This window comes from Agrobacterium cavarae, assembly GCF_004310285.1.
In the GTDB taxonomy this organism is placed as follows: domain Bacteria; phylum Pseudomonadota; class Alphaproteobacteria; order Rhizobiales; family Rhizobiaceae; genus Agrobacterium; species Agrobacterium cavarae.
The window spans coordinates 483,825-506,222 of record NZ_SISF01000033.1 but is presented as its reverse complement, the minus strand read 5'-3'; the positions used below and the strand labels follow the sequence as shown (position 1 = coordinate 506,222).

Here is a 22,398-nt window from a genome sequence, read left to right as displayed (position 1 = left end):
GACGGATTTGGCTTTCAGGATTGAAGCCGGGTCGGCCTCCGCCTCTCTGCGTGACACCATGCAACGAGTTTGCAGGAGGGATGAAAATGACCATACGGCTGGAAGGCGAAAACGCCCAAGGACTTCAGACCCTGGCACTTCAGACGAATGACTGTCCGAGCGACGCGCCGAAGGCGATCGCGCCTCGCGCCACGATTGGCGGTCTTCCGGCCAAGCAGGGTCTTTACGATCCGCGCAACGAGCACGATGCCTGCGGCGTCGGCTTTGTTGCACATATGAAGGGTCAGAAGTCGCACCAGATCGTCAAGGACGGCCTTTTCATCCTTGAGAACCTGACGCATCGCGGCGCCGTCGGTGCCGACCCGCTGATGGGTGATGGCGCTGGCATCCTCGTGCAGATCCCCGACCGCTTCTTCCGTGAGGAAATGGCAAAGCAGGGCGTGACGCTGCCGAAGGCTGGCGAATATGCCGTCGGTCACATCTTCTTCCCGCGCGATCCGGAACGCATCGAGCATTATAAGAAGGTGATCGTCGATGTGATCGGCGAAGAAGGCCAGCAGTTTCTCGGCTTCCGCGACGTGCCGGTGGACAATGCCTCGCTCTCCAAGGCGGCGGACATTGCCGCGACCGAACCGCATCACGTGCAGGTCTTCATCGGCGCGGGTCGCGAAGCTGCGACCAATGCCGAATTCGAACGCCGTCTGTTCCTGATCCGCAAGGTTCTGTCGAACCGCATCTATGATGCCGGCGGCGGCAAGGAAGCGCAGGATTTCTATCCCGTGTCGCTCTCCTCCTCGACCATCGTCTACAAGGGCATGTTCCTGGCCTATCAGGTCGGCGCCTATTACAAGGACCTCGCCGATCCGCGCTTCGAAAGTGCGGTTGCGCTTGTTCACCAGCGGTTCTCCACCAACACCTTCCCGTCCTGGAAGCTCGCCCACCCCTACCGCATGGTTGCCCATAACGGCGAAATCAACACGCTGCGCGGCAACGTCAACTGGATGGCGGCGCGTCAGGCTTCGGTCTCGTCCGAACTCTTCGGCGACGATATCTCCAAGCTCTGGCCGATCTCCTATGAGGGTCAGTCAGATACCGCCTGCTTCGACAACGCGCTGGAATTCCTGGTGCGCGGCGGCTACTCCATGGCCCATGCGGTCATGATGCTGATCCCGGAAGCGTGGGCTGGCAACCAGTCCATGTCGGCCGAGCGCAAGGCATTCTACGAATATCACGCGGCCCTGATGGAGCCATGGGATGGTCCCGCTGCCGTTGCCTTCACCGATGGCAAGCAGATCGGTGCGACGCTCGACCGTAACGGTCTGCGTCCAGCCCGCTACCTCGTCACCGATGACGACCGCATCATCATGGCGTCAGAAGCCGGCACGCTGCCGGTGCCGGAAGAGCGCATCGTCAAGAAGTGGCGTCTGCAGCCTGGCAAGATGCTGCTGATCGACATGGAAAAGGGCGAGATCATTTCGGATGAGGACGTCAAGCACGAGCTTGCCGCCAAGCATCCGTACCGCACCTGGCTCGATCGCACCCAGCTGATCCTGGAAGACCTGAAGCCTGTGGAGCCGCGCGCGCTGCGCCGCGACGTGTCGCTGCTCGATCGTCAGCAGGCCTTCGGTTACACCAGCGAAGACACCAAGCTTCTGATGTCTCCGATGGCGACCACCGGCCAGGAGGCTGTCGGCTCCATGGGCACTGACACGCCGATCTCGGCCATGTCGGAAAAGTCCAAGCTGCTTTATACCTATTTCAAGCAGAACTTCGCGCAGGTCACCAACCCGCCGATCGATCCGATCCGCGAAGAGCTAGTGATGAGCCTTGTCTCCTTCATCGGCCCGCGCCCGAACCTTCTGGACCATCAAGGTGCAGCCCGCGCCAAGCGTCTGGAAGTGCGCCAGCCGATCCTGACTAATGGCGATCTGGAAAAGATCCGCTCCATTGGCCACACGGAAGACCGTTTCGACACCAAGACGCTCGACTTCACCTATGATGTGGAGCGTGGCGCCGAAGGCATGCCGGAAATGCTCGACCGTCTGTGCGAGCGGGCGGAGTCTGCCGTACGTGGCGGTTACAACATCATCGTTCTGTCCGACCGTCAGGTTGGTCCGGACCGCATCGCCATCCCGGCGCTGCTGGCAACGGCCGCCGTGCACCATCACCTGATCCGCAAGGGTCTGCGCACCTCGGTCGGTCTCGTTGTCGAAACCGGCGAGCCGCGCGAAATCCATCACTTCTGCCTGCTGGCCGGCTATGGTGCGGAAGCGATCAACCCCTATCTCGCCTTCGACACGCTGCTCGACATGCACAAGCATGGCGCCTTCCCGAAGGAAGTCTCCGACGATGAAGTGGTCTATCGCTACATCAAGGCGGTGGGTAAGGGCATCCTCAAGGTCATGTCCAAGATGGGCATTTCCACCTACCAGTCCTATTGCGGCGCGCAGATCTTCGACGCTATCGGCCTGTCGTCGGAATTCATCGAGCAGTATTTCTTCGGCACCGCCACCACCATCGAAGGTGTGGGCCTGAAGGAAATTGCCGAAGAGACCGTGACACGCCACATGGCGGCCTTCGGCAAGGACCCGATCCTTGCCAACACGCTCGATATCGGCGGCGAATATGCCTATCGCATGCGCGGCGAAAGCCACGCCTGGAGCCCGGATTCGGTTGCCACCCTGCAGCATGCCGTGCGCGGCAACAGCCAGGAGCGCTACCGCGAATTCGCCGAAATGGTGAATGACAGCAACCTGCGCATGAACACCATTCGTGGCCTGTTCAAGCTCAAGGGCGCCGAGCAGTCTGGTCGCAAGCCGATCTCCGTCGATGAGGTCGAGCCGGCGGTCGATATCGTCAAGCGCTTCTCCACCGGTGCGATGTCCTTCGGCTCGATCAGCCGTGAAGCGCATACCACGCTTGCGATTGCGATGAACCGCATCGGCGGCAAGTCCAACACGGGGGAAGGCGGCGAAGAGTCCGACCGTTACATGCCGCTTCTCAACGGCCAGCCGAACCCGGAACGCTCCGCCATCAAGCAGATCGCCTCCGGCCGCTTCGGTGTGACGACGGAATATCTCGTCAATGCCGACATGCTGCAGATCAAGGTCGCGCAGGGTGCCAAGCCCGGCGAAGGCGGTCAGCTGCCCGGCCACAAGGTGGATGCAACGGTCGCCAAGACCCGCCACTCCACGCCGGGTGTTGGCCTGATTTCGCCGCCGCCGCACCACGACATCTATTCGATCGAAGATCTGGCACAGCTGATCTACGACCTGAAGAACGTCAACCCTGAAGCCGATGTTTCGGTCAAGCTCGTCTCCGAAGTGGGTGTCGGCACGGTTGCTGCCGGTGTCGCCAAGGCGCGCGCCGACCATATTACCGTGTCCGGCTTCGATGGCGGCACGGGAGCATCGCCGCTCACCTCGCTGAAGCATGCCGGTAGCCCATGGGAAATCGGCCTTGCCGAAACTCAGCAGACACTGGTGCTGAACGGTCTTCGTTCGCGCATTGCGCTGCAGGTGGATGGCGGTCTGAAGACCGGTCGCGATGTCATCATCGGCGCGCTTCTGGGTGCCGACGAGTTCGGCTTCGCCACCGCGCCGCTGATTGCGGCAGGCTGCATCATGATGCGCAAGTGCCATCTGAACACCTGCCCCGTGGGCGTCGCCACGCAGGACCCGGTTCTGCGCAAGCGCTTCAAGGGCACGCCGGAACACGTCATCAACTACTTCTTCTTCGTTGCCGAAGAAGTGCGCGAAATCCTCGCTTCGCTTGGTGTTTCCAGGCTGGACGAGATCATCGGCGCTTCGGAGCTTCTCGAGAAAGATGAGATGCTGGCGCACTGGAAGGCACGCGGGCTCGATTTCAGCCGCATCTTCCACAAGGTGGACGCGCCGAAGGAAGCGACCTACTGGACCGAGCGCCAGAAGCACCCGATCGACGACATTCTCGACCGCAAGCTGATCGAGAAGTCCATGCCGTCGCTGGAAAACCGCGAGCCCGTGGTCTTCGAAGTGCCGATCAAGAACGTCGACCGCTCCGCCGGTGCGATGTTGTCCGGCGCGCTTGCCAAGCGCTGGGGCCATAAGGGGCTGAAGGACGATACGATCCATGTGACGCTGCGCGGCACCGCTGGTCAGTCCTTCGGCGCATTCCTGGCACGTGGCATCACCTTCGATCTGGTGGGTGACGGCAACGACTATGTCGGCAAGGGTCTGTCTGGTGGTCGCATCATAGTGCGTCCGCCGGAAAATGCCCGCATCGTTGCGGAAAACTCTATCATCGTCGGCAACACCGTGCTTTACGGCGCGATCACCGGCGAGTGCTACTTCCGTGGCGTGGCCGGCGAACGTTTTGCCGTGCGCAACTCGGGTGCGATTGCCGTTGTCGAAGGCGTGGGCGACCATGGCTGCGAATATATGACGGGCGGCATCGTCGTGGTTCTGGGTGAAACCGGCCGCAACTTCGCAGCCGGCATGTCCGGCGGCGTGGCCTATGTTCTGGACGAGACGGGCGACTTCGCCAAGCGCTGCAACATGGCAATGGTCGAGCTGGAGCCGGTTCCGGAAGAAGACGACATGCTGGAAAAGCTGCACCATCACGGCGGCGACCTCATGCACAAGGGACGCGTCGACGTTTCCGAGGACATGACACGTCACGATGAGGAGCGCCTCTACCAGATGATCTCCAACCACTTCCACTACACCAACTCCACCCGCGCCAAGGACATCCTTGACCGCTGGAGCGAGTTCCGTCCGAAGTTCCGCAAGGTCATGCCGGTCGAGTACCGCCGTGCGCTTGAGGAAATGGAGCGGCTGAAAATGGGTGTTGCGGCGGAGTAAATCCGCCGCTTGGCAACGGTTCATCGACTGATTTCGCTGCTCATCGCACTCGCCCTACCAGCGGCGATGTGGGTAGCCAGCGGCGAAATCAGATTTGAGTTTATCGTGCTGGGGGCGATCATGGGCATCGCTTACTGGTACTGGGGTCCGAGCGGGACCCTGCTTTGATGTGAGGAAAGTAACATGGGCAAGGTTACAGGTTTTCTGGAGATCGATCGTCAGGTTGGCAAATACCAGCCGGCGTCGGATCGTATTCGCCATTTCCGGGAATTCACCATTCCCATGTCGGATGCCGAGGTGCAGAAGCAGGCGGCGCGCTGCATGGACTGTGGCATTCCCTATTGCCATGGCCCGACCGGCTGCCCGGTGCACAACCAGATCCCCGACTGGAACGATCTGATCTATAACAACAATTGGGAGGAGGCGATCCGCAACCTCCATTCCACCAACAACTTCCCGGAATTTACCGGCCGTGTCTGTCCGGCTCCTTGCGAGGAAGCCTGCACGCTGAACCTCGAAGATGCGCCAGTCGCGATCAAGACGGTGGAACAGGCGATTGCCGACAAGGCCTATGAGCTTGGCTTCATCGTGCCGAAGCCCGCCACGGTCCACACCGGCAAGAAGGTCGCGATCATCGGTTCCGGCCCGTCCGGTCTTGCCGCTGCCCAGCAGCTTGGCCGTGCCGGTCACGAGGTGCATGTCTATGAGCGCGAAACCAAGGCCGGTGGCCTGCTGCGCTATGGCATTCCCGACTTCAAGATGGAGAAGAACTTCATCGATCGCCGCGTCGAGCAGATCAAGGGCGAAGGCGTCACCTTCCATTACGGCGTCAATGTCGGCGTCGACATGAGTGCAGAACAGCTGATGGCCGAGCATGATGCCGTGCTCTATTGCGGCGGCTCGGAAACCCCGCGTCCGGCCGGTATCGGCGGCACGGAGTTCCATGGTGTTCACGATGCCATGCCCTATCTGGTGCAGCAGAACCGTCGCGTCGGACGCGAAAATATCGACAGCGTCGGCTGGCCTGCCGATCCGATCCTTGCTGGCGGCAAGCATGTCGTCGTCGTCGGCGGTGGCGATACCGCGTCTGACTGCGTCGGAACCGCCTTCCGCCAAGGTGCCGTCAAGGTGACCCAGCTCGACATCCGCCCGATGCCGCCGGAGAAGGAAGACAAGCTTGCCGTCTGGCCCTACTGGGCAACCAAGATGCGCACCTCGTCCTCGCAGGCCGAAGGTGCCGCGCGTGAGTTCCAGGTGGCAACGCTTGAATTCGTCGGTGACGAGGATGGTGTTCTGACGGGCGTGAAGTGCTGCCAGGTGGATGAGCGCCGCAAGCCGATCGCCGGCACGGAGTTCATCATCAAGGCGGACCTCGCCTTCATCGCCATCGGCTTCTCCGGCCCCTTCACCGATAGCATTTTGAAGGAACTGGACGGCAAGCTGACGCTCAACACCGACCGTCGTGGCTCCACCAACGTCGTTGCCAATGATCGCGACTACAAGACCTCGATCGACAAGCTCTGGGCAGCCGGCGACGTGCGCCGCGGCCAGTCGCTGGTCGTCTGGGCCATCCGCGAAGGACGCCAGGCGGCGCGCGCCATCGACGAAGCCCTGATGGGAAGCTCGGTTCTGCCGCGCTGATCAGCGGCTCATCTGTCAGATTATCAAGCGCCCGGGACATCGTTCCGGGCGTTTGTGTTTCACTCCGCCGCCATGAACCGCTCGCGGTACGCTTGCGGGCTGACCCCGAAGCGGCGCTGGAACAGGCGACGTAGCGTTTCCTCGCTGCCGAAGCCGGCGCGGCGGGCAGCGCGCGAGACCGGCTGCGCTTGTTCCAGGAGGCGCCTTGCGGTTTCCAGACGCATTTTCTCCAGCGCTTTGGCCGGTGTCACTCCGGTCAGTTCGCGGTAGTGGCGGGAGAAACTGCGCAGGCTCATCCCTGCCTTGTCGGCAAGATCGCCAAGTGACAAGTCCTGCGTGATGTTTTCCATCATCCAGGCATGCAAGCCATCGAAACGCCCGCCTTCATCCTGAAGCGTGAGGGCCGCGCTGAATTGCGACTGCCCGCCGGGGCGCTTGAGGAAGACGACGAGCTGGCGCGCGACGGCGAGCGCGACATCGCGGCCGAGATCGTTTTCCACCAGCGCCAGTGCCAGATCGATGCCGGCCGTAACACCGGCAGAGGTCCAGATGCTGCCGTCCTGAATGAAGATCGGGTCGGGATCGAGCCGGACCTTGGGGAAGCGTTTCCGGAACTCGCCACAGCGCTGCCAGTGCGTGACTGCGCGTCTGCCGTCCAGCAGCCCGGTACGGGCCAGCAGAAAGGCACCGCTGCAGACCGATGCCGTTCGTCGCGCCACCTTGGAGCGCTCTGCGATCCAGCTGATCAAAGCCTGATCCTCGCAGGCACGGTAAACGCCCCAGCCACCGGGAACGATCAGCGTGTCGATCGGCTGGTCGCTTAAGGGCAGGGGAGAGGTGCCGATCGGCAATGCAGAGGATGTGACGATCGGATTGTCAGCGCCGACGGCCACGGGCTGATAGGGCGCCGGCTTTCCGGCGTGCAGATAGAAATCATTGGTCGAGGCGAAGACCTGCAAGGGGCCGGCGACATCCAGAAGCTGGACGTCAGGGAAGGCGAGGATTTCGATGCGGCGGGTCATTTTGGCCTGAAGCGTGGGATGAATGGCAATCTCGCCAAACGATGCGCGCCTATCATGCTCTCGTCAACAGGAGAGTTCACATGACCTATCGCTTCGGTTTCCTCGTCTTTCCGAATATCCAGCAGCTCGATCTGACCGGGCCTTACGAGGTCTTTGCGTCGGCGCAAGACAGCGCGGTGCATCTGGTGTGGAAGGACAAGAACCCGGTTCGCTCCGTGACCGGGATCAGCTTCACGCCGGATGTCGATTTCGACGATAGCCCGCAATTTGATGTGCTCTGCATTCCGGGCGGCGGGGGCGTCAATGCGCTGCTTGGCGATGAAGAGGTGCTAGAGTTTATCCGCAGCCAGGCAAAGGGCGCGCGCTTTATCACCTCCGTGTGCACCGGCTCGCTGGTGCTTGGCGCTGCCGGACTGCTGAAGGGCAAACGGGCGGCGACGCACTGGAACGCGATGGATTTTCTGCCCCATTTCGGCGCGACGCCCGTTCATGAGCGCGTGGTGAAGGACGGCAATCTGATCACTGCTGGCGGTGTGACCTCCGGTATCGATTTCGGTCTTTCGCTTCTGGCCGAGTTGATGGGCCGGGAGGAAGCTGAGATCGTGCAACTGTCGCTGGAATATGCGCCGGCGCCGCCCTTCCATTCGGGCACCCCGCAAGAGGCGTCGCCCGATATTCTGGACAAGGCGAAAGGTCGGATCGCGCGCTCACGTCAGGAGCGGGAACGGCTGGTCGGCCAGATTGCTTGATAGCGGTGGCTCACCAGCGCATCCCCACAAAAAAACGGCCCCCGTGCATCTGCGCGAGGGCCGTTTTCCACATGTGTGGACATCAATGCTTGTTCTTGTGGCTCTGCTGGCCGGCCTTCATGTGCTGCTCGGGCGAGCCACCCTGCTTGCCGCTGCTCTTGCTGTCCGCCGAGGACTTGGAAGATGCGCTGCGGGTTGTTGCCTTGTCGTCGCTATTCTTGTGCGACTGCTTGCCGGCTTTGACGTGCTGTTCGTGCGTGCCACCTTGATTGGCCATGACGGTATACTCCTCATATCCATCTTTTTATGCAAGGCCTCATGCCTTGCCGGGCGTTAACACGAGGCCAGCGTCGATCGTTCCGATTTTAATATTTCGTGATGACAAAGATCGTCGTTCGGGTAGCCGACTACCGTTTTTCCCGCAGGACGTTCATTTCGCGGCGGTTTCATCCGTTGGCGGCATGCGATAATCATCCACGCGGCCAAGCGGCGCATCTTCCATCAGTCCGCGCTTCGTCAGTCTTTCGCGTGGTGTTTCGACGACGGAGAATTTCGCAGGCGCCTGCTTTCCGCCCAGCAGTGCGTCGCCACCGTCGAGGTCAGGGTCGGTCAGGCTGATCGGTTGAGTACGTACCTGCTGCGCATCGATGCCCATAGCGGGCAGCGAGGTGAGGGAGGGCAGGTTGCTGCCGTCCAGCGTGCCGAGGCCGGGCTCGGCACTATCCAGATGGCGGCGGACGAATTTCTCCACGTAGAAGGCAAGCTTCTGCTTTCCGGCCTGCGTCATGCCGATGCCATCCGCTTCGCGCAGACGGGCCTGCTGGCCGTTCACATCATAGCCGGTGGTCACGTATTTGCCGCCTTCATCGACGAAGCCATCCCAGACATCGACGAACTCGCCGCCGAGCTTTTCGATATGGCTGCGGTAAAGCCGGTTGAACCCGACGAAATCGGCCGTCAGCGATGGCGACTGGAAGGCGGGCAGGCCGACCCAGAGCACCGGCACCTGCTGGCGCTTGGCAAGCGTGATCAGCGCATCGATGCGCCGCTCATATTCCTTGAACCAGATCTCGGTGCCGTATTTCTCCTTGGTGCCGCCAATGTCCATGGCCTGACGGTCGTTGGAACCCATCATGATGACGATGGTGGCGGGCTTGGTGTCCTTGATGAATTGCGGAAGGTTGGCAAACCAATCGTAGTAATCGGAGCGCACGAGGCCGGATGAGCCATTGGCGCGCACATCGATGGCAATGCTCGCCGAGGTCTCGAAGGTGGAGACCAGCGCTTCGCCCATGGCGCCGGCGAGAAAATCACCGACGACGAGAACACGTCGGGCATTCTCCAGCTTCTCCACCGGTGCGGGCTTGGCGGTGCGCATCTGCACCACCGAGGGCGTGCTGCGCGGTGCGGCAGGCCTGGTGACGGAGCGGCTGGAATTTTGCCGCTGCGGGGCTGCCTGCCGGCGCTGCTCGCGGCGTTCGGGCGCATAGAGACGATCATTATATTGGTTGGGGCCGCCGAAGAGCATTTCCATCAGCGTGCGGCGCTCGCGATACTCCTGCGCAATAGCAGGTGCTGTCCAGGAGGGCAGGCTGAATGTCACGACAAGAAGCGCGACGCTGCCGCGCTTCATGATCTTTGCAAAGGGTCCTGCTTCTCTTGTGGTCATGGCGTGATGTTCCCGAGACGGTCCCATTGATTATATTCTAATGTACGAGGCTCGTCAGGACTTTTATCCGCTAGGCGATCGGTTGCCCGATCAGTTACGAAGCGCTCTCAGCAAGGTCTGCGATGGCTCGCCGTCATTTTGCAGGCCCATGCGTTTCTGGATGGCGCTGATTGCCGCTTTGGAGCCGGAGCCGAAATTGCCGTCGATTTCGCCATCATAATAGCCGAGTTCCTTCATGCGCGTCTGAAGCTCGAACTTCTCCTTGATGTCGAGCGTGCCATTCGGGCGCGGCCACTTCTGCTGCATGCCGCCGAAACCGGCAATCTCGTCGGCCAGAAGGCCGACGGCCAGCGCGTAGCTGTCCGACGCGTTGTAGCGCTTGATGGTGAAGAAGTTCTTGGTCATCAGGAAGCCCGGACCGTTGGAACCGCCTTCGAGCTTCAGCGTCGCGCGATCCGAACCGCGCGGGAAACCCTTACCATTGGGGCGGAAGAAGCCGAGCTTCTGCCATTCGGCCAGGCTCTTCGTCTGGTCCGCATAGCGAGCACCACCCGCAGGCACGGCCGTCTCGTAGCCCCAGGTGCGGCCGGGCTCCCAGCCGTTCTTGGCCAGAAGATTTGCAGCGGTTGCCAGCGCATCCGGCACGGAATGCCAGATGTCGCGCTTGCCGTTACCGTCCGCATCGACCGCATAGAGCAGGTAGCTCGTCGGGATGAACTGGGTGTGGCCCATGGCACCCGCCCAGGAGCCGGTCAGCTGCTTTGGCGTCACATCGCCCGACTGCAGGATTTTCAGTGCGGCAATCAGCTGGGTGCGGGCAAACTTGGCACGCTTCGGGTCGGAATAGGCGAGCGTCGCCAGTGCCTGAGGAATATTATGCAGGCGTTCGGGCTTTTCCAGCACCGCGCCGTAATTGGATTCCATCGACCAGATGGCGAGGATGACGTGCTTGTCGACGCCGAAATTGCGCTCGATCCAGTTGAGCGTCGTGGCGTGCTTCATCTTCATCTCGCGGCCGATGCGCACCGTGTAGGGGTTCACGCGGCTGTCGAGATAATCCCATATCTGAGTGGTGAATTCGGGCTGGAAGGTTGCCTTGCGCAGCGCGTCCGGATCAGGTTCAGTTACGCCTGCAAAGGCTTTCTGATAGGTCGCGCGCGAAATGCCTTCCTTGGCGGCTGTGGCATAGAACTGGTTGATCCATTGTTTGAAACCCGCATCTGCACTTGCAGTGACGGGCGTCAAAGCAATGGTCAGGCCTGCGAGTGCCACGCAGCCAAATTTACGGACGCCGGAAAGGATCATCTTTTTCATCGTCAGTCTTTCGTTTCTCTCGAATGTCAGTTCGATTGCGAGATACGCATCGGGCTTCACGATGGGGTACCAAATTAAAGTCAACAAATTCTTTACCATTAACGATAGGTAAGGTCACGCTTTGCAAAAACTTGCCACTTTTGTCATAACAAGTTCGTGTGCGTTACTTAAATGCCGTTGAAATCTCTGAGGAGGGATGTGTGGTAGAAAAAAAGAAAATTCGGAAAGCGGTCTTTCCGGTGGCTGGCCTTGGCACCCGTTTCCTGCCGGCAACCAAAGCTGTTCCGAAGGAAATGCTCACCGTCGTTGACAAGCCGGTCATCCAATATGTGGTGGACGAAGCGGCTGAGGCTGGTATCGAGCATTTCGTATTCGTGACCGGACGCGGCAAGGGCGTGATCGAAGACTATTTCGATATCCAGTTCGAACTGGAGCAGATGCTGCGCGAGCGCAACAAGAATGCCGAACTGACGCTGCTGACGAACATTCTGCCCAAGGCCGGCACGGCCAGCTTCACCCGCCAGCAGGTTCCGCTCGGTCTTGGCCATGCGGTCTGGTGCGCCCGTGACATCGTCGGCGACGAGCCTTTCGCGGTTCTTCTGCCCGACATGATCATGACCGGCGACAACAAGTCCTGCCTCAAGGGCATGGTCGAGCTCTACGATCAGAGCGGCGGCAACGTTCTGGCGGTCGAAGAATGCGCACCGGAACTCGCCCATCGTTACGGCATCGTCGCGCCCGGCGAAGAGATCGGCAACGGTTTCCGCATCATCGATATGGTGGAAAAGCCCGCCAAGGGCACGCAGCCATCGAACTACTTCATCAATGGCCGCTATATCCTTCAGCCGGAAATCTTCACGCTTCTGGAAACGCAGGAGCGCGGTGCCGGCAATGAGATCCAGCTGACCGACAGCATGCTGAAGCTTTTGAAGCAGCAGGATTTCACCGCTTATCCGTTCCGCGGCGAGACCTACGACACCGGCGCCAAGGATGGCTTCATTCTGGCAAACCTCGCTTTCGCCCTGCAGCGCGAGGACATCCGTCCGCTGATCGAAGGCCCGCTGAAGGACATCATCGCCAAGATGGGCTGATGACCGTATCGCTCCTGACCTGCCATGTCGGACTTGGTCCCAAGTGGCGGGGGAGGCATCGGTTCTGAAAAACGTCAATCCCGGCATCGTGCCGGGATTTGTTTTTGTGGCATAGGCCCACACTTGTCCGGTGCCATGGTCGGGGCTCGTTCAGTCAAACCAAGTCTTTGGTCTGAAAAGACTTTTCTTGCCGCGCAGACGCGCGTCGGCTGGATTCCTGTGACAAGCACAGGAATGAGGGTGCAAACGATAGCTATGGCTCATTAAACCGGACAGCAGTGGGTCAAGCTGAAGGATCACCCTGACAGCACCAACGGCCTATCGCTTGAGCGTCAGGCCAGCGCCGATGCGCCAATTGTGGTTGTTGGTCACGGGCGTGGTGTCGTAGCTGACGTCGGTGGTGAAATCGAGGTAGCGGTTGATATTCCAGGTCAGACCGGCACCAAGCGTATATTTCGTCTCGTCCCTGATGCTGGAGGTCTGGAAGTTGCGGTGTTCCAGTCCGGTCGTCAGCCGTGCCACGAGGTCATAGCGCAATTGCTGGATCAGGCCGACGGTCAACTGACGCGTCACCCAGCCGCCCTCAGGGCCGCCGGCAAAGTCTTCGATGTCCGTCTTCAGGCCGAAGTTGACGTCCGTTCCGCGCATCGGCGACCAGGTCAGTGTGCCATCGGTGGTCAGCGCGTTGACGGATGCCAGGCGGCTATCGTCATAGTCGCGCCGAAGAAGGCCGACGGCCACTTCGCCGCGCCACTTCTCGCCAAGATCGATCTGCGTTCCGACCTTCGCGCCATAGGAGACGGATGAGCGCTGGTAGCCGGTTCTGTCTGTCTTCTGGTCGTAGGAGCTGAGCGCCCCTGTCGCTTCCAGGAAGGGAATGAGGGCGGGCGACACTTCATAACCGACACGTCCGCGGACGGCGGCACCTGAGCGATCGCGATCGGACAGGCTGATCGGCTGGCCGTTGAGCCCCTTGGCGTCGGTATAGACGGTGCGCGACAGATCGAGTGCGGCAAGCGTCTTGACGAGGGCGACATTGTGCTCGATCGATGCACCGGTGGTGAAGAGGTGCTCGCCGCCCTGCACCGCCGCACCGGTAATGGCGTTCGGATCGGTTGTATCCTCGCGGCTGAAGGTGTAGCCGGCTTTCAGCCTGGCTGTCGTCTGGTCGGCCAGATCGAGGCGCAGTTCGGCCTGCACATTGGCGCTCGGACTTTCGCCCGCGCTGCTGCCGCCGAGATTGCGCTCGTAGATCCCTTCGCCGGTGACGGTCAGCGCATGGCGGGACCAGTCGCTCGTCAAGGTGCCGCGAATGCCGGTCGCCAGATAATTGCGGTTGGTCGATCCTGTGGCAAATGTCTTGTTCTCATGGTTGATCGTCTGGCTGATGGAGGGGCGCAGCGTCAGCGTGCCGATGCGGATGCCGGGCGCGGTGCCATCATCGATCGCAACCTTTTCGCCGCCGTCAAGCGTGGTCTCATAGGTGTTTTCCCGCCGATCGACCGGTTCTATCGCTTCATCGACTGGCTCCGCCACGGCGCTGCCAGGATCGACGCTTGTGCGCGTACCGTTCGTGGTCGTGGTGCCGGTGGTCGGTCTCGGCGTGGGAACGACGGTCGCGGCAGGCGTCGGGTTCTTGCCGGAGGCCGGATCGTTGGCATAAGGGTCGGCGCTTTGCAGCCCGGCAGGCTGCACCGGCGTGTTCCGATCCGTATTCTGTCCGGTATTCTGGCCCGTGTTCTGGCCTCTATTCTGCCCGAGCGTCTGCGCCTGCGCGGGCAGGGGCAAGGCGAGGGAGAGGGACGCGCACAGCGACAGGCAGGCCGGCAGAGCGGCGGCTGCTCTGCGCAACGTCTTTTGACGTAGCGCGGTGCTGTGAGAGGTCATGCGTTTCACCCGGTTCGGTATCTTGGTTACTCAAAGGTAAAGTCGCATGGTTAATATCTGGTTGATTATGCGCCCTCTTTCGGCTCACCATCAGGGGCAGGAGCGGATTTCGCCAATAGACAGGCAAAGACGAAAATAGTAACAGTCCCGCCATGACCACGAGATCTGCTGCCCTGACCGAAAACAACGCCATCGAGTCTGCGCTGAGAACCGTTTCGATCGAGCGGAACGGGTTGGCGGCGCTGGAGACTGCGCTTTCCGGAGAGCTTGGCGACGCCTTTGCCAAAGCCGTCGATGTGATCGGCAACATCACCGGGCGGCTGATCATCACCGGTGTCGGCAAGAGCGGCCATATCGGCGCCAAGCTTGCGGCGACCTTCGCCTCCACCGGCACGCCTGCCTTCTTCGTGCATGCGGCGGAAGCCAATCATGGTGATCTGGGCATGATCGGTGGCAATGATGTGGTGCTGGCGATTTCCAAGGGTGGCGAGAGTGCCGAGCTTCGCAGCATCATCAATTACACCCGCCGCTTTGCCATTCCGCTGATCGCGCTGACCTGCGCCAAGGGCGGATCGTTGGCGAAAGCCTCCGATATCGTCCTTCTGATGCCGGATGAGGAAGAGGCCTGCCCGCACCGGCTGGCGCCGACCACATCCACCTTGATGCAGCTTGCCCTTGGCGATGCGCTGGCGATTGCGCTTCTGGAAGCACGCAAGTTTACCGCTGGCGATTTTCGCGTGTTTCATCCCGGCGGAAAGCTCGGTGCCAGCCTGACGCTTGTTGGCGACATCATGCACACCGGCGAGCGCGTGCCGCTGGTGGCGCAGGGGACCCCGATGGCCGAGGCGATCCGGGTTCTGGCGCAGAAGCATTTCGGCTGCGTTGCGGTACTGGATGAAGATGGCCGCCTTTGCGGCATCGTCACCGAGGGCGACATGGCGCGCAACCTGACGCGCAATCTGGCGGAACTGACGGTAGACGACATCATGACACGGACGCCGAAGACCGTGACGAAAGAGGTTCTGGCGACGGCTGCACTCGCCACGCTCGAGAAGCACCATATCGGCTCGCTGATCGTCATCGATGCCGACAAGCGGCCGATCGGCCTCGTTCACTTCCACGATCTGCTTCGCATCGGCGTGGCTTAATCCCCCGTCATCGCAGGCTTGCGTCTGTTGCCGTAAAGCGTGAGCAGGAGACCCGCCGCGACAATCAGCGTCGCCCCCATCACGGTTTGGAGGGTGGGCACGTCTCCAAATATCAGAAAGCCCAGAATGCTGACCCAGATGAGGCTCTGATATTCCAGCGGCGCCAAGAGAGACGCCGGCGCAAGACGATAGCCTTCCAGGAACAGCACCTGCGCGAGCACGATCTCTATTCCCAGGATCGCGCACATGCCGATTTCGAACCAGCTGGCTGGCATGGTCCAGTCCATCAGCAGGCCGCTGACCAGACAAAAGACGAGACCCGTCGTCAGCAACTGCGCCTGCGTGCTCTCTCTCGTCGCGGCCTTGCGGGTGTAGACAACCGTGAGAGCCCAGAACAGGCCGGAAGCAAAAGCAAGGAGCGTTGGCGCGAGGTTGAGGGAACCGGCCGGGTTGGCGGCGATCACCGTGCCGATCATCCCCATGACGACCGCTGCCCAGCTTGCTCTTCCCACCTTTTCGCCGAGGATCGGTATGGAGAGGACGACGATGATCAGCGGGGCTGTGGCGTAAAGCGTCGTGACCTGTCCAAGCGGCATAAGCTTGGCCGCGGCGAAGAAACAGAAGGTGCAGGCGATTTGAAACAGTGCCCTCAGCGCTGTTGCCCACTTATAGGGGCTCTTGATGACCTCCCGGCACGCGGCAGGCTTTATCACGAGGGTGGCAACCACCATCACGAAGCTGCGGATGAAGATGAGCTGCCATACGCCGAACAGGTCTCCCATCCACGTCATCGTGGCATAATGCATTGAGTACATCATGTAGGAGCCGCAGACCAGGATGATGCCGAGTGCGGTTTTCTCGCGGGTGATGGTCACCGATGACGTTGCGGCGTTTTCTTCGTGCACCTGCAGACATTGAGGCGTGGCGGGACCTTCGCGAGGGGTGCTGAGTATGATGGTTTCATTTGACATCGGCCACCCACAAACCCCTTAATGCCTCAATGTGAATCACATAGTAGACCGGTCGTCTAGTCATGGCACGAGAGAATGCGACACGACACAAGCTTATTTGCGAAGGGCTGGAAGGCCTGATGGCGCATGGCTATGAGGGGGTGGGTATCGGGCCGATCCTTGCCAGTGCGGATGTCCCAAAGGGATCGTTCTACCATTTCTTCAAAAGCAAGGACGATTTCGTCGGCGCGATCATCGAGCATTACGCCGAGATTTGGGACGGGCGGCGCAAAGACATCTTTGCCGATGAGAGGCTGAGTTCGCTGGAACGTCTCGATGCCTATCTTGCAGTGCTGGAAGGTACGATCCAGGAAGAGCACCCAGCAGGCGGTTGTCTGCTTGGCGTCTTGGGACAGACCATTTCAGGCCGAAGCGCCATGCTGCGGGCGAAGCTCGCTGAGGCTTACCGTTCCTGGGAAAACAGCATCGCGGGTCTTCTTCAGGAGGCGGAGAAGGCTGGAGAGTTGAGGGCGGGTGTCGATCCGCAAATGGCTGCCGTGGAGCTGATCGACGCTTATGAAGGTGCGATCATCCGCGTCAAGCTGAACGATGATCTGGAAGCCTTTGCGCGTTTTCGAAAATTGGCGATCGCGAAACTGCGTCGTGACCGCGATGAGCAGGTCCGCAGCGCATAGAGCCAGCCGAAGGCGACAAATCGGCCGACATCGGCCTTACGTCATCGCCCGAGAGTGTTTCTAGCCAACACGGAAACGTGCTTGTGGCTTAACCCTTTGAGCGGCGTCAGCCTTCAGCCTTCTCCACCGTCAGGGTGCGGCCATGGGCCGAGGCGATGCGCACGCGCGTGCCGGCGGGCTGGTCGGTGCCTTGGACCGGCCACCAGGTGTCATCCAGACGAATGCGGCCGCGGCCTTCGGTGATCGGCTCCTGAAGGGTGGCCGTGCGGCCGATGAGGCTTGCCTCGCGCTGGTTGAGGAAGGGTTCGTCGGTTGTCGCATGCTTGCGGTCATAGTAGCGGCGACCGGCGATGGCGAAGACGACGGAGAGTGCTGCAAAGAGCAGGAGCTGGATCTGCCAGCCCCAGAAACCCATGTCCCACAGCGCCAGAGACAGCGCGCCGACCACCAGGGCAGCCGCACCGATCCAGATCAGGAACACGCCGGGTGCCGCCAGTTCCGCCACCAGCAGGATGGCCGCCAGCAGCCACCAGCTCCAGGGACCGAGATCGGCGACGAGTTTCTGGATCATGTCACTTGTCCGTCGGGCCGGCGAAAGGGTTTGGAACGGTCACGTTGACCGTCTGGCCGCTGGGGCGGTTGGATGGCGGAACGGAGGAACGGCTTGTCGTGGCGCGGGGCGCTGGTGGCGGGGTCGTGCCGTCATTGTCCCTGCCGAAGACCTCGCGGGCAATGGCGCCGATGCCGCCGAGCGAGCCGATCAGCGAGGAGGCTTCCATCGGCATCAGCACGATCTTGGAATTGGTCGCCTTGCCGATATCGGCGAGCGCCTCGGTGTATTTCTGGGCGATGAAGTAGTTGATGGCGTGGATATCGCCGGCGGCGATCGCTTCCGAAACCATGCGGGTCGCATTGGCTTCGGCTTCTGCCAGACGTTCGCGCGCCTCGGCATCGCGGAAGGCGGCTTCGCGCTGGCCTTCGGCCTCCAGAATGGCCGATTGCTTGGCACCTTCGGCGCGCAGGATCTGCGCGTTACGCGAACCTTCCGCCTCCAGAACCTGGGCGCGCTTTTCACGCTCGGCCTTCATCTGGCGGGCCATGGAGGTGACCAGATCCTTCGGCGGCGCAATATCTTTGATTTCGATGCGGGTGACCTTGATGCCCCACGGGCCGACCGCTTCATCGACGACGCGCAGCAGGCGGTCATTGATCGCATCGCGGTTGGACAGAAGCTCGTCGAGGTCCATCGAGCCCATGACGGAGCGGATGTTCGTCATGGTCAGGTTCTGGATGGCGAATTCCAGATTGGCGATCTGGTAGGCGGCCTGGGCGGCGTTCAGCACCTGGTAGAAGGCCACCGCATCGGACGACACGCTGGCATTGTCCTTGGTGATGACTTCCTGGGTTGGAATATCCAGCACCTGCTCCATCACATTCATGCGTGCGCCGATCCGCTCGATGAAGGGGGTGATGATGTTGAGGCCGGGCTCCAGCGTGCGGGTGTAGCGGCCAAAGCGCTCCACCGTATAACGGTATCCCTGCGGCACGGTTTTGATACCGGCAACCAGCGTCAGGATGACAAGAACAACCGCCGCAATGACAAAAATATCGAAACCGCTCAAGTCCATTCCTGCTCTCCTGTTCAATCACCGGGCGAAAGAAAGGGTGGGATCAGACCCAGCCCTGCAATTCCTTGCGCACAACTTTTTCGAGAACCCGCATACCATCCGCACTGTCGTTGAGGCAAGGAATATGGGTGAACTTCTCGCCGCCATGGTGGAGGAAGCTCTCGCCCGCTTCGCCGGCAATTTCTTCCAGCGTCTCAAGACAATCGGAAACGAAGCCGGGATTCATCACGGCAATGCGCTTGACGCCTTCGCTTGCCAGCCTCTCCACCGTCTTGTCGGTATAGGGCTGCAGCCACTCTTCCGGTCCGAAGCGAGACTGGAAGGTGATGAGGAAGCGGTCCTTGTCCAGACCCAGCTTCTCGCGCAGCAGGCGACCGGTCTTCATGCACTGGCAGTGATAGGGATCGCCCTTCCTGAAGTAGGATTGCGGAATGCCGTGGAAGGACGCAATCAGCTTTTCAGGCTCCCAATCCAGCGTCGCCAGATGGGCCTTTACCGAGCTGGCCAGAGCATCAATATAGGTTTCGTCATCGTGATAGGGCGGCACGGTGCGCAGTGCCGGCTGCCAGCGCATCTTCATCAGATGCTCAAAGGCCTTGTCGTTGACGGTGGCCGTGGTCGCGGCGGCATATTGCGGGTAGAGCGGGAAGAGCAGGATCTTCTCGCACCCCTCGGCCTTCAGCGCATCGATCTTGGAGGCGATCGAGGGCTGGCCATAACGCATGCCCCAATCGACCACCACATTCGGCAGGTCGGTCAGTGCTTTTGCCATCAACTCGGACTGGTTGCGGGTATAGGTGCGCAGGTAGCTTTCGTTCTTCTCGTGGTTCCAGATTTCCTCATAGGCCTTGCCGACCTTTTGCGGGCGCTTGTTCAGCACGATGCCGTAGAGGATCGGATACCAGAAGAGGCGCGACCACTCGATCACGCGCTTGTCGCTCAAGAACTCCGCGAGGTAGCGGCGCATGGACTTGTAATCCGTGCCATCCGGCGTGCCGAGATTGACGAGAAGAACGCCGACCTTGCCGAAGGAAACCTTCGGATGGTCCTTGGGCAGGTGGCTTGCGGGGAAAGCGGTGATATCTGCGGCCATTAACTTGTCCTGAACTCTCATGAATCGCGGAAGACTACGTCCGCTTTGATCTCTTGGATCAATCTTTAGACCATCAATCCCCTGATCTGAATTGATTTTTGACAAAGCGCACGTGGCATATCAGCGCGATGCGGGATGATTGAGCGGTTGACGCCCCGTTGCGAGGGCCGCGGCATTGGCATTGTCCCTTCCGGGCACTCGTAAGCCGGTGGAAAGATGGATCCTCGGGTCAAGTGTAAAGACCGGACACATCCCTGACATCTGTTCGGAGACATCCCTGACACTTTTGCCGGATGGCAGAGGAGGGGTTGGATCCCGCTTGGCAAGATCGGCGAAACAGGCAATCCGGTTAAAGGTCCTAAGATCGGCGGATGGTCCATTGTGAATCTCGGACGACGAAAACCTCTCGACCGTCATCCTCGGGCTTGACCCGAGGATCCATCTTGTCAATGGCTTGCGGGCGATCATGTCCACCCTCGGCCCGGGGACGAGTGGAAAACCAAAAGCCGGCCCGCAATGCGAACCGGCTCTTGTCATCAATCAACCAAAGATCAGTTGGCCGGGATGGTCAGCTCTTCGCCCACCTCGATGTGGTTTGGACGGCGCAACTCATTGGCTTCGGCGATCTTCTTCCAGTCGATGCCCTTGCCGTATTTCTCCTCGGCGATCTTCCACAGCGAGTCGCCCTTGGTGACGACATATTTTGCTGCCGCGGTGGCGGCTGCCGGTGCGGATGGCGTCGTGGTGGAAGGAGCAGCCGGAGCTGCAGGTGCGGCGGTAGACGGCGCTGGTGTTGCCGGTGCTGGCGTGGCGGGAGCCGGTGCAGCAGGAGCAGGCGCGGGTGCCGCAGGAGCCTGAGCCGTGGTGGCCGGAGCGGGTGCTGCCGGTGCGGCGGGCTGCTTTGGTGGGGCGACGTAACCGGCAGGCGTTGCGTCTACGATGCGACCGTCCGTGTAGGGCTTGTAAGGGCTGTGCGCGCCGATATAGGCAGCCACCGCATCTTCCAGGCTCGGTCCGAAGTCATAGGGGTTGATCGCCTTGGTGGCGAAGGTCTTGAAGCCGTCGCCGCCGGTGCGGGTGTAGTTGTTGGTCACGACGCCATAAGTCTTCTCCGGGTCGAGCTTGACGAAGTTGTCGCCTTCCTTGACCTCGACGGAGACGATGCGGCTTCCGGCAGGCTTGGAACGATCGAAGGTGTATTTCAGGCCCGACGCCTGGACGAAGCGACCCGCACCTTCCTCGATCTGGCTTGCGCCATTTTCGAGAGCCGCGACAAGGTCGGCGCCCTTGATCTGGAAGGTGGCGATGGAGTTCTGGAACGGCAGAACCGTCAGAACTTCACCCATGGTGACCGGGCCGGCATCGATGGAGGCGCGAAGACCGCCGCCGTTCTGGATGGCGATGGTGATGCCCTGATCCTTCACGCGGTCAAGCAGCGCGTCGGCAACGAGGTTGCCCATCGAGCATTCCTTGGCGCGGCAGACCTCACGCGAGCCGTCGATCGGGGCTTCGCTGACTCCGATTTCCTTCTTCTTCATCTCTTCCAGCGGTGCGGCGAGTTCTGCCACGCGCTTGTTGTAGGCATCGTCCTGGGCAACGGCTGCGTCGAGCAACTTCGGTGCGCCGCTGACGGATTTTACCACGCCGTTATCGTCGAAGGTGACGGCGAGATCGCCGAGATATTTGGAGTAGGCATAAGCGGTGACGACCGGAACATCGACGCCCGATGGGTTCTTGACCATGGTCGGGTAGGGGCCGGCGGCCTTCGGATCGGTGCTGGAGAGCAGCGTGTGGCTATGGCCGCCGACGATGACGTCGATGCCATCCACTTCTCTCGCGATTTCCTGATCGCGCACATAGCCGACATGCGAAAGCAGCACGATCTTGTTGACGCCCTGGTCCTGCAGTTCCTTCACCGCGCCCTTGAGATAGGCGACCTCATCCTCGAAGGAGACCTTGTCGCCCGGAGAGGAGGTTTCGCCCGTATCGGTGGCGAGAACGGACACCACGCCGACCTTCTGGCCGCCCATGTCCTTGACGACATAGCCCTTGAACTTGTCCTTCAGTTCCGAGCCGTCGGCAATCTTGGTGTTGCCGGAAATGATCGGGAACTTGGCGGCGTTGATGAACTTCAGAAGTTCTGCCGGGCCATCATCGAATTCATGGTTGCCGATCGCCATGGCGTCGAAGCCGATGCCGTTCATGAATTCGGCAACCGGGCCGCTCTTGTACTGCGTATAGAAGAGCGAGCCCTGGAACTGATCGCCGGCATCGAGAACCAGAATATTGGCGTTCGGGCCAAGCTCGGCGCGACGCGCGTCGATCGCGCCCTTCACCCGGGCAATGCCGCCAAAGCATTCTTTCTTTTCCGTCTCGGCAGCCGAGCAGGTGGAATCATATTTGTTGATCGGCTCGATGCGGGAGTGAAGATCGTTGATATGCAGGATGTTGAGTTGATAGTCGGCAAGTGCTGCACCCGCCGAAAGCGCGACCACGGACGCGGTCATCAGGCTAAATCTCAAAATCCTGTTCATCAGTCTCTCTCCTGTTGATGTCGTGCTTTTCGTTTCAGACCGTCAACATTCACAGCTAATGCAAGACTGTGACAGCCATTCGAAGGCATGTTTCCATCTTGAAGCATCTGCCGCAAGTAGAATTCTTGTGGTGGAG

The 22,398-nt window shown here is 60.7% G+C and carries 16 protein-coding genes; 6 read left to right on the top strand and 10 right to left on the bottom strand.

Annotated elements, in window-relative coordinates; all coding sequences use genetic code 11:
- Positions 1-86: 86 nt before the first annotated feature.
- Both gltB and EYC79_RS20805 read left to right on the top strand, forming a co-directional pair.
- The gene (gltB, locus tag EYC79_RS20810) at positions 87-4,841 is read left to right on the top strand and encodes a glutamate synthase large subunit (protein ID WP_130979369.1); all 4,755 of its coding nucleotides are present in this window, start codon (positions 87-89) and stop codon (positions 4,839-4,841) included.
- A gap of 183 nt (positions 4,842-5,024) precedes the next feature.
- On the top strand, positions 5,025-6,482 hold the full coding sequence (locus EYC79_RS20805) for a glutamate synthase subunit beta (protein ID WP_062427885.1): 1,458 nt from the start codon (positions 5,025-5,027) through the stop codon (positions 6,480-6,482).
- Between the two features lie 59 nt (positions 6,483-6,541).
- Here EYC79_RS20805 and EYC79_RS20800 read toward each other — a convergent pair whose 3' ends face one another.
- Positions 6,542-7,504, bottom strand: coding sequence for a GlxA family transcriptional regulator (locus EYC79_RS20800; protein ID WP_130979368.1), 963 nt, complete (start codon positions 7,502-7,504; stop codon positions 6,542-6,544).
- Between the two features lie 80 nt (positions 7,505-7,584).
- Here EYC79_RS20800 and EYC79_RS20795 point away from each other — a divergent pair, with 80 nt between their 5' ends.
- Entirely contained in the window at positions 7,585-8,253 is a 669-nt protein-coding gene (locus EYC79_RS20795; protein ID WP_130979367.1) for a DJ-1/PfpI family protein, read from the top strand.
- A gap of 82 nt (positions 8,254-8,335) precedes the next feature.
- On the opposite strand, the gene EYC79_RS20790 is transcribed toward EYC79_RS20795, so the two are convergent.
- From EYC79_RS20790 to EYC79_RS20780, 3 genes are all read right to left on the bottom strand, one after another.
- Entirely contained in the window at positions 8,336-8,530 is a 195-nt protein-coding gene (locus EYC79_RS20790; RefSeq protein WP_130979366.1) for a hypothetical protein, read from the bottom strand.
- Positions 8,531-8,683: 153 nt separating this feature from the next.
- Complete coding sequence (locus EYC79_RS20785) at positions 8,684-9,922, bottom strand: SGNH/GDSL hydrolase family protein (RefSeq protein WP_130979365.1); 1,239 nt, start codon at positions 9,920-9,922, stop codon at positions 8,684-8,686.
- A gap of 90 nt (positions 9,923-10,012) precedes the next feature.
- A complete protein-coding gene (locus EYC79_RS20780; protein ID WP_062427985.1) occupies positions 10,013-11,236 on the bottom strand; it encodes a lytic murein transglycosylase in 1,224 nt (407 codons plus the stop codon).
- Between the two features lie 200 nt (positions 11,237-11,436).
- Between EYC79_RS20780 and galU the strand changes: the two genes are divergently transcribed.
- Complete coding sequence (galU, locus tag EYC79_RS20775) at positions 11,437-12,327, top strand: UTP--glucose-1-phosphate uridylyltransferase GalU (RefSeq protein WP_130979364.1); 891 nt, start codon at positions 11,437-11,439, stop codon at positions 12,325-12,327.
- Positions 12,328-12,645: 318 nt separating this feature from the next.
- On the opposite strand, the gene EYC79_RS20770 is transcribed toward galU, so the two are convergent.
- Complete coding sequence (locus tag EYC79_RS20770) at positions 12,646-14,214, bottom strand: surface lipoprotein assembly modifier (protein WP_130979363.1); 1,569 nt, start codon at positions 14,212-14,214, stop codon at positions 12,646-12,648.
- 152 nt (positions 14,215-14,366) lie between these two features.
- On the opposite strand from EYC79_RS20770, the gene EYC79_RS20765 reads away from it, so the two are divergent.
- The gene (locus EYC79_RS20765; protein WP_130979362.1) at positions 14,367-15,362 is read left to right on the top strand and encodes a KpsF/GutQ family sugar-phosphate isomerase; all 996 of its coding nucleotides are present in this window, start codon (positions 14,367-14,369) and stop codon (positions 15,360-15,362) included.
- On the opposite strand, the gene EYC79_RS20760 is transcribed toward EYC79_RS20765, so the two are convergent.
- Complete coding sequence (locus EYC79_RS20760) at positions 15,359-16,333, bottom strand: DMT family transporter (RefSeq protein WP_130979361.1); 975 nt, start codon at positions 16,331-16,333, stop codon at positions 15,359-15,361. The two genes, EYC79_RS20765 and EYC79_RS20760, sit on opposite strands and share 4 nt — an antisense overlap.
- A 62-nt stretch (positions 16,334-16,395) precedes the next feature.
- Between EYC79_RS20760 and EYC79_RS20755 the strand changes: the two genes are divergently transcribed.
- Complete coding sequence (locus tag EYC79_RS20755; RefSeq protein WP_130979360.1) at positions 16,396-17,007, top strand: TetR/AcrR family transcriptional regulator; 612 nt, start codon at positions 16,396-16,398, stop codon at positions 17,005-17,007.
- A 106-nt stretch (positions 17,008-17,113) separates the two neighbouring features.
- Here the strand turns inward: EYC79_RS20755 and EYC79_RS20750 are convergent, their stop codons facing one another.
- The 4 genes from EYC79_RS20750 to EYC79_RS20735 all read right to left on the bottom strand — a co-directional run bounded on the left by EYC79_RS20750 (position 17,114) and on the right by EYC79_RS20735 (position 22,262).
- Positions 17,114-17,578, bottom strand: coding sequence for an NfeD family protein (locus EYC79_RS20750; protein ID WP_062427894.1), 465 nt, complete (start codon positions 17,576-17,578; stop codon positions 17,114-17,116).
- A 1-nt stretch (position 17,579) separates the two neighbouring features.
- Complete coding sequence (locus EYC79_RS20745) at positions 17,580-18,635, bottom strand: SPFH domain-containing protein (RefSeq protein ID WP_062427895.1); 1,056 nt, start codon at positions 18,633-18,635, stop codon at positions 17,580-17,582.
- A 43-nt stretch (positions 18,636-18,678) separates the two neighbouring features.
- Positions 18,679-19,728, bottom strand: a complete 1,050-nt coding sequence (gene hemH / locus EYC79_RS20740; RefSeq protein WP_062439715.1) for a ferrochelatase — start codon at positions 19,726-19,728, stop codon at positions 18,679-18,681.
- A 551-nt stretch (positions 19,729-20,279) separates the two neighbouring features.
- Positions 20,280-22,262: a 5'-nucleotidase C-terminal domain-containing protein gene (locus tag EYC79_RS20735; RefSeq protein WP_130979359.1), complete on the bottom strand. Its 1,983-nt coding sequence runs from the start codon at positions 22,260-22,262 to the stop codon at positions 20,280-20,282.
- Positions 22,263-22,398: the final 136 nt, after the last annotated feature.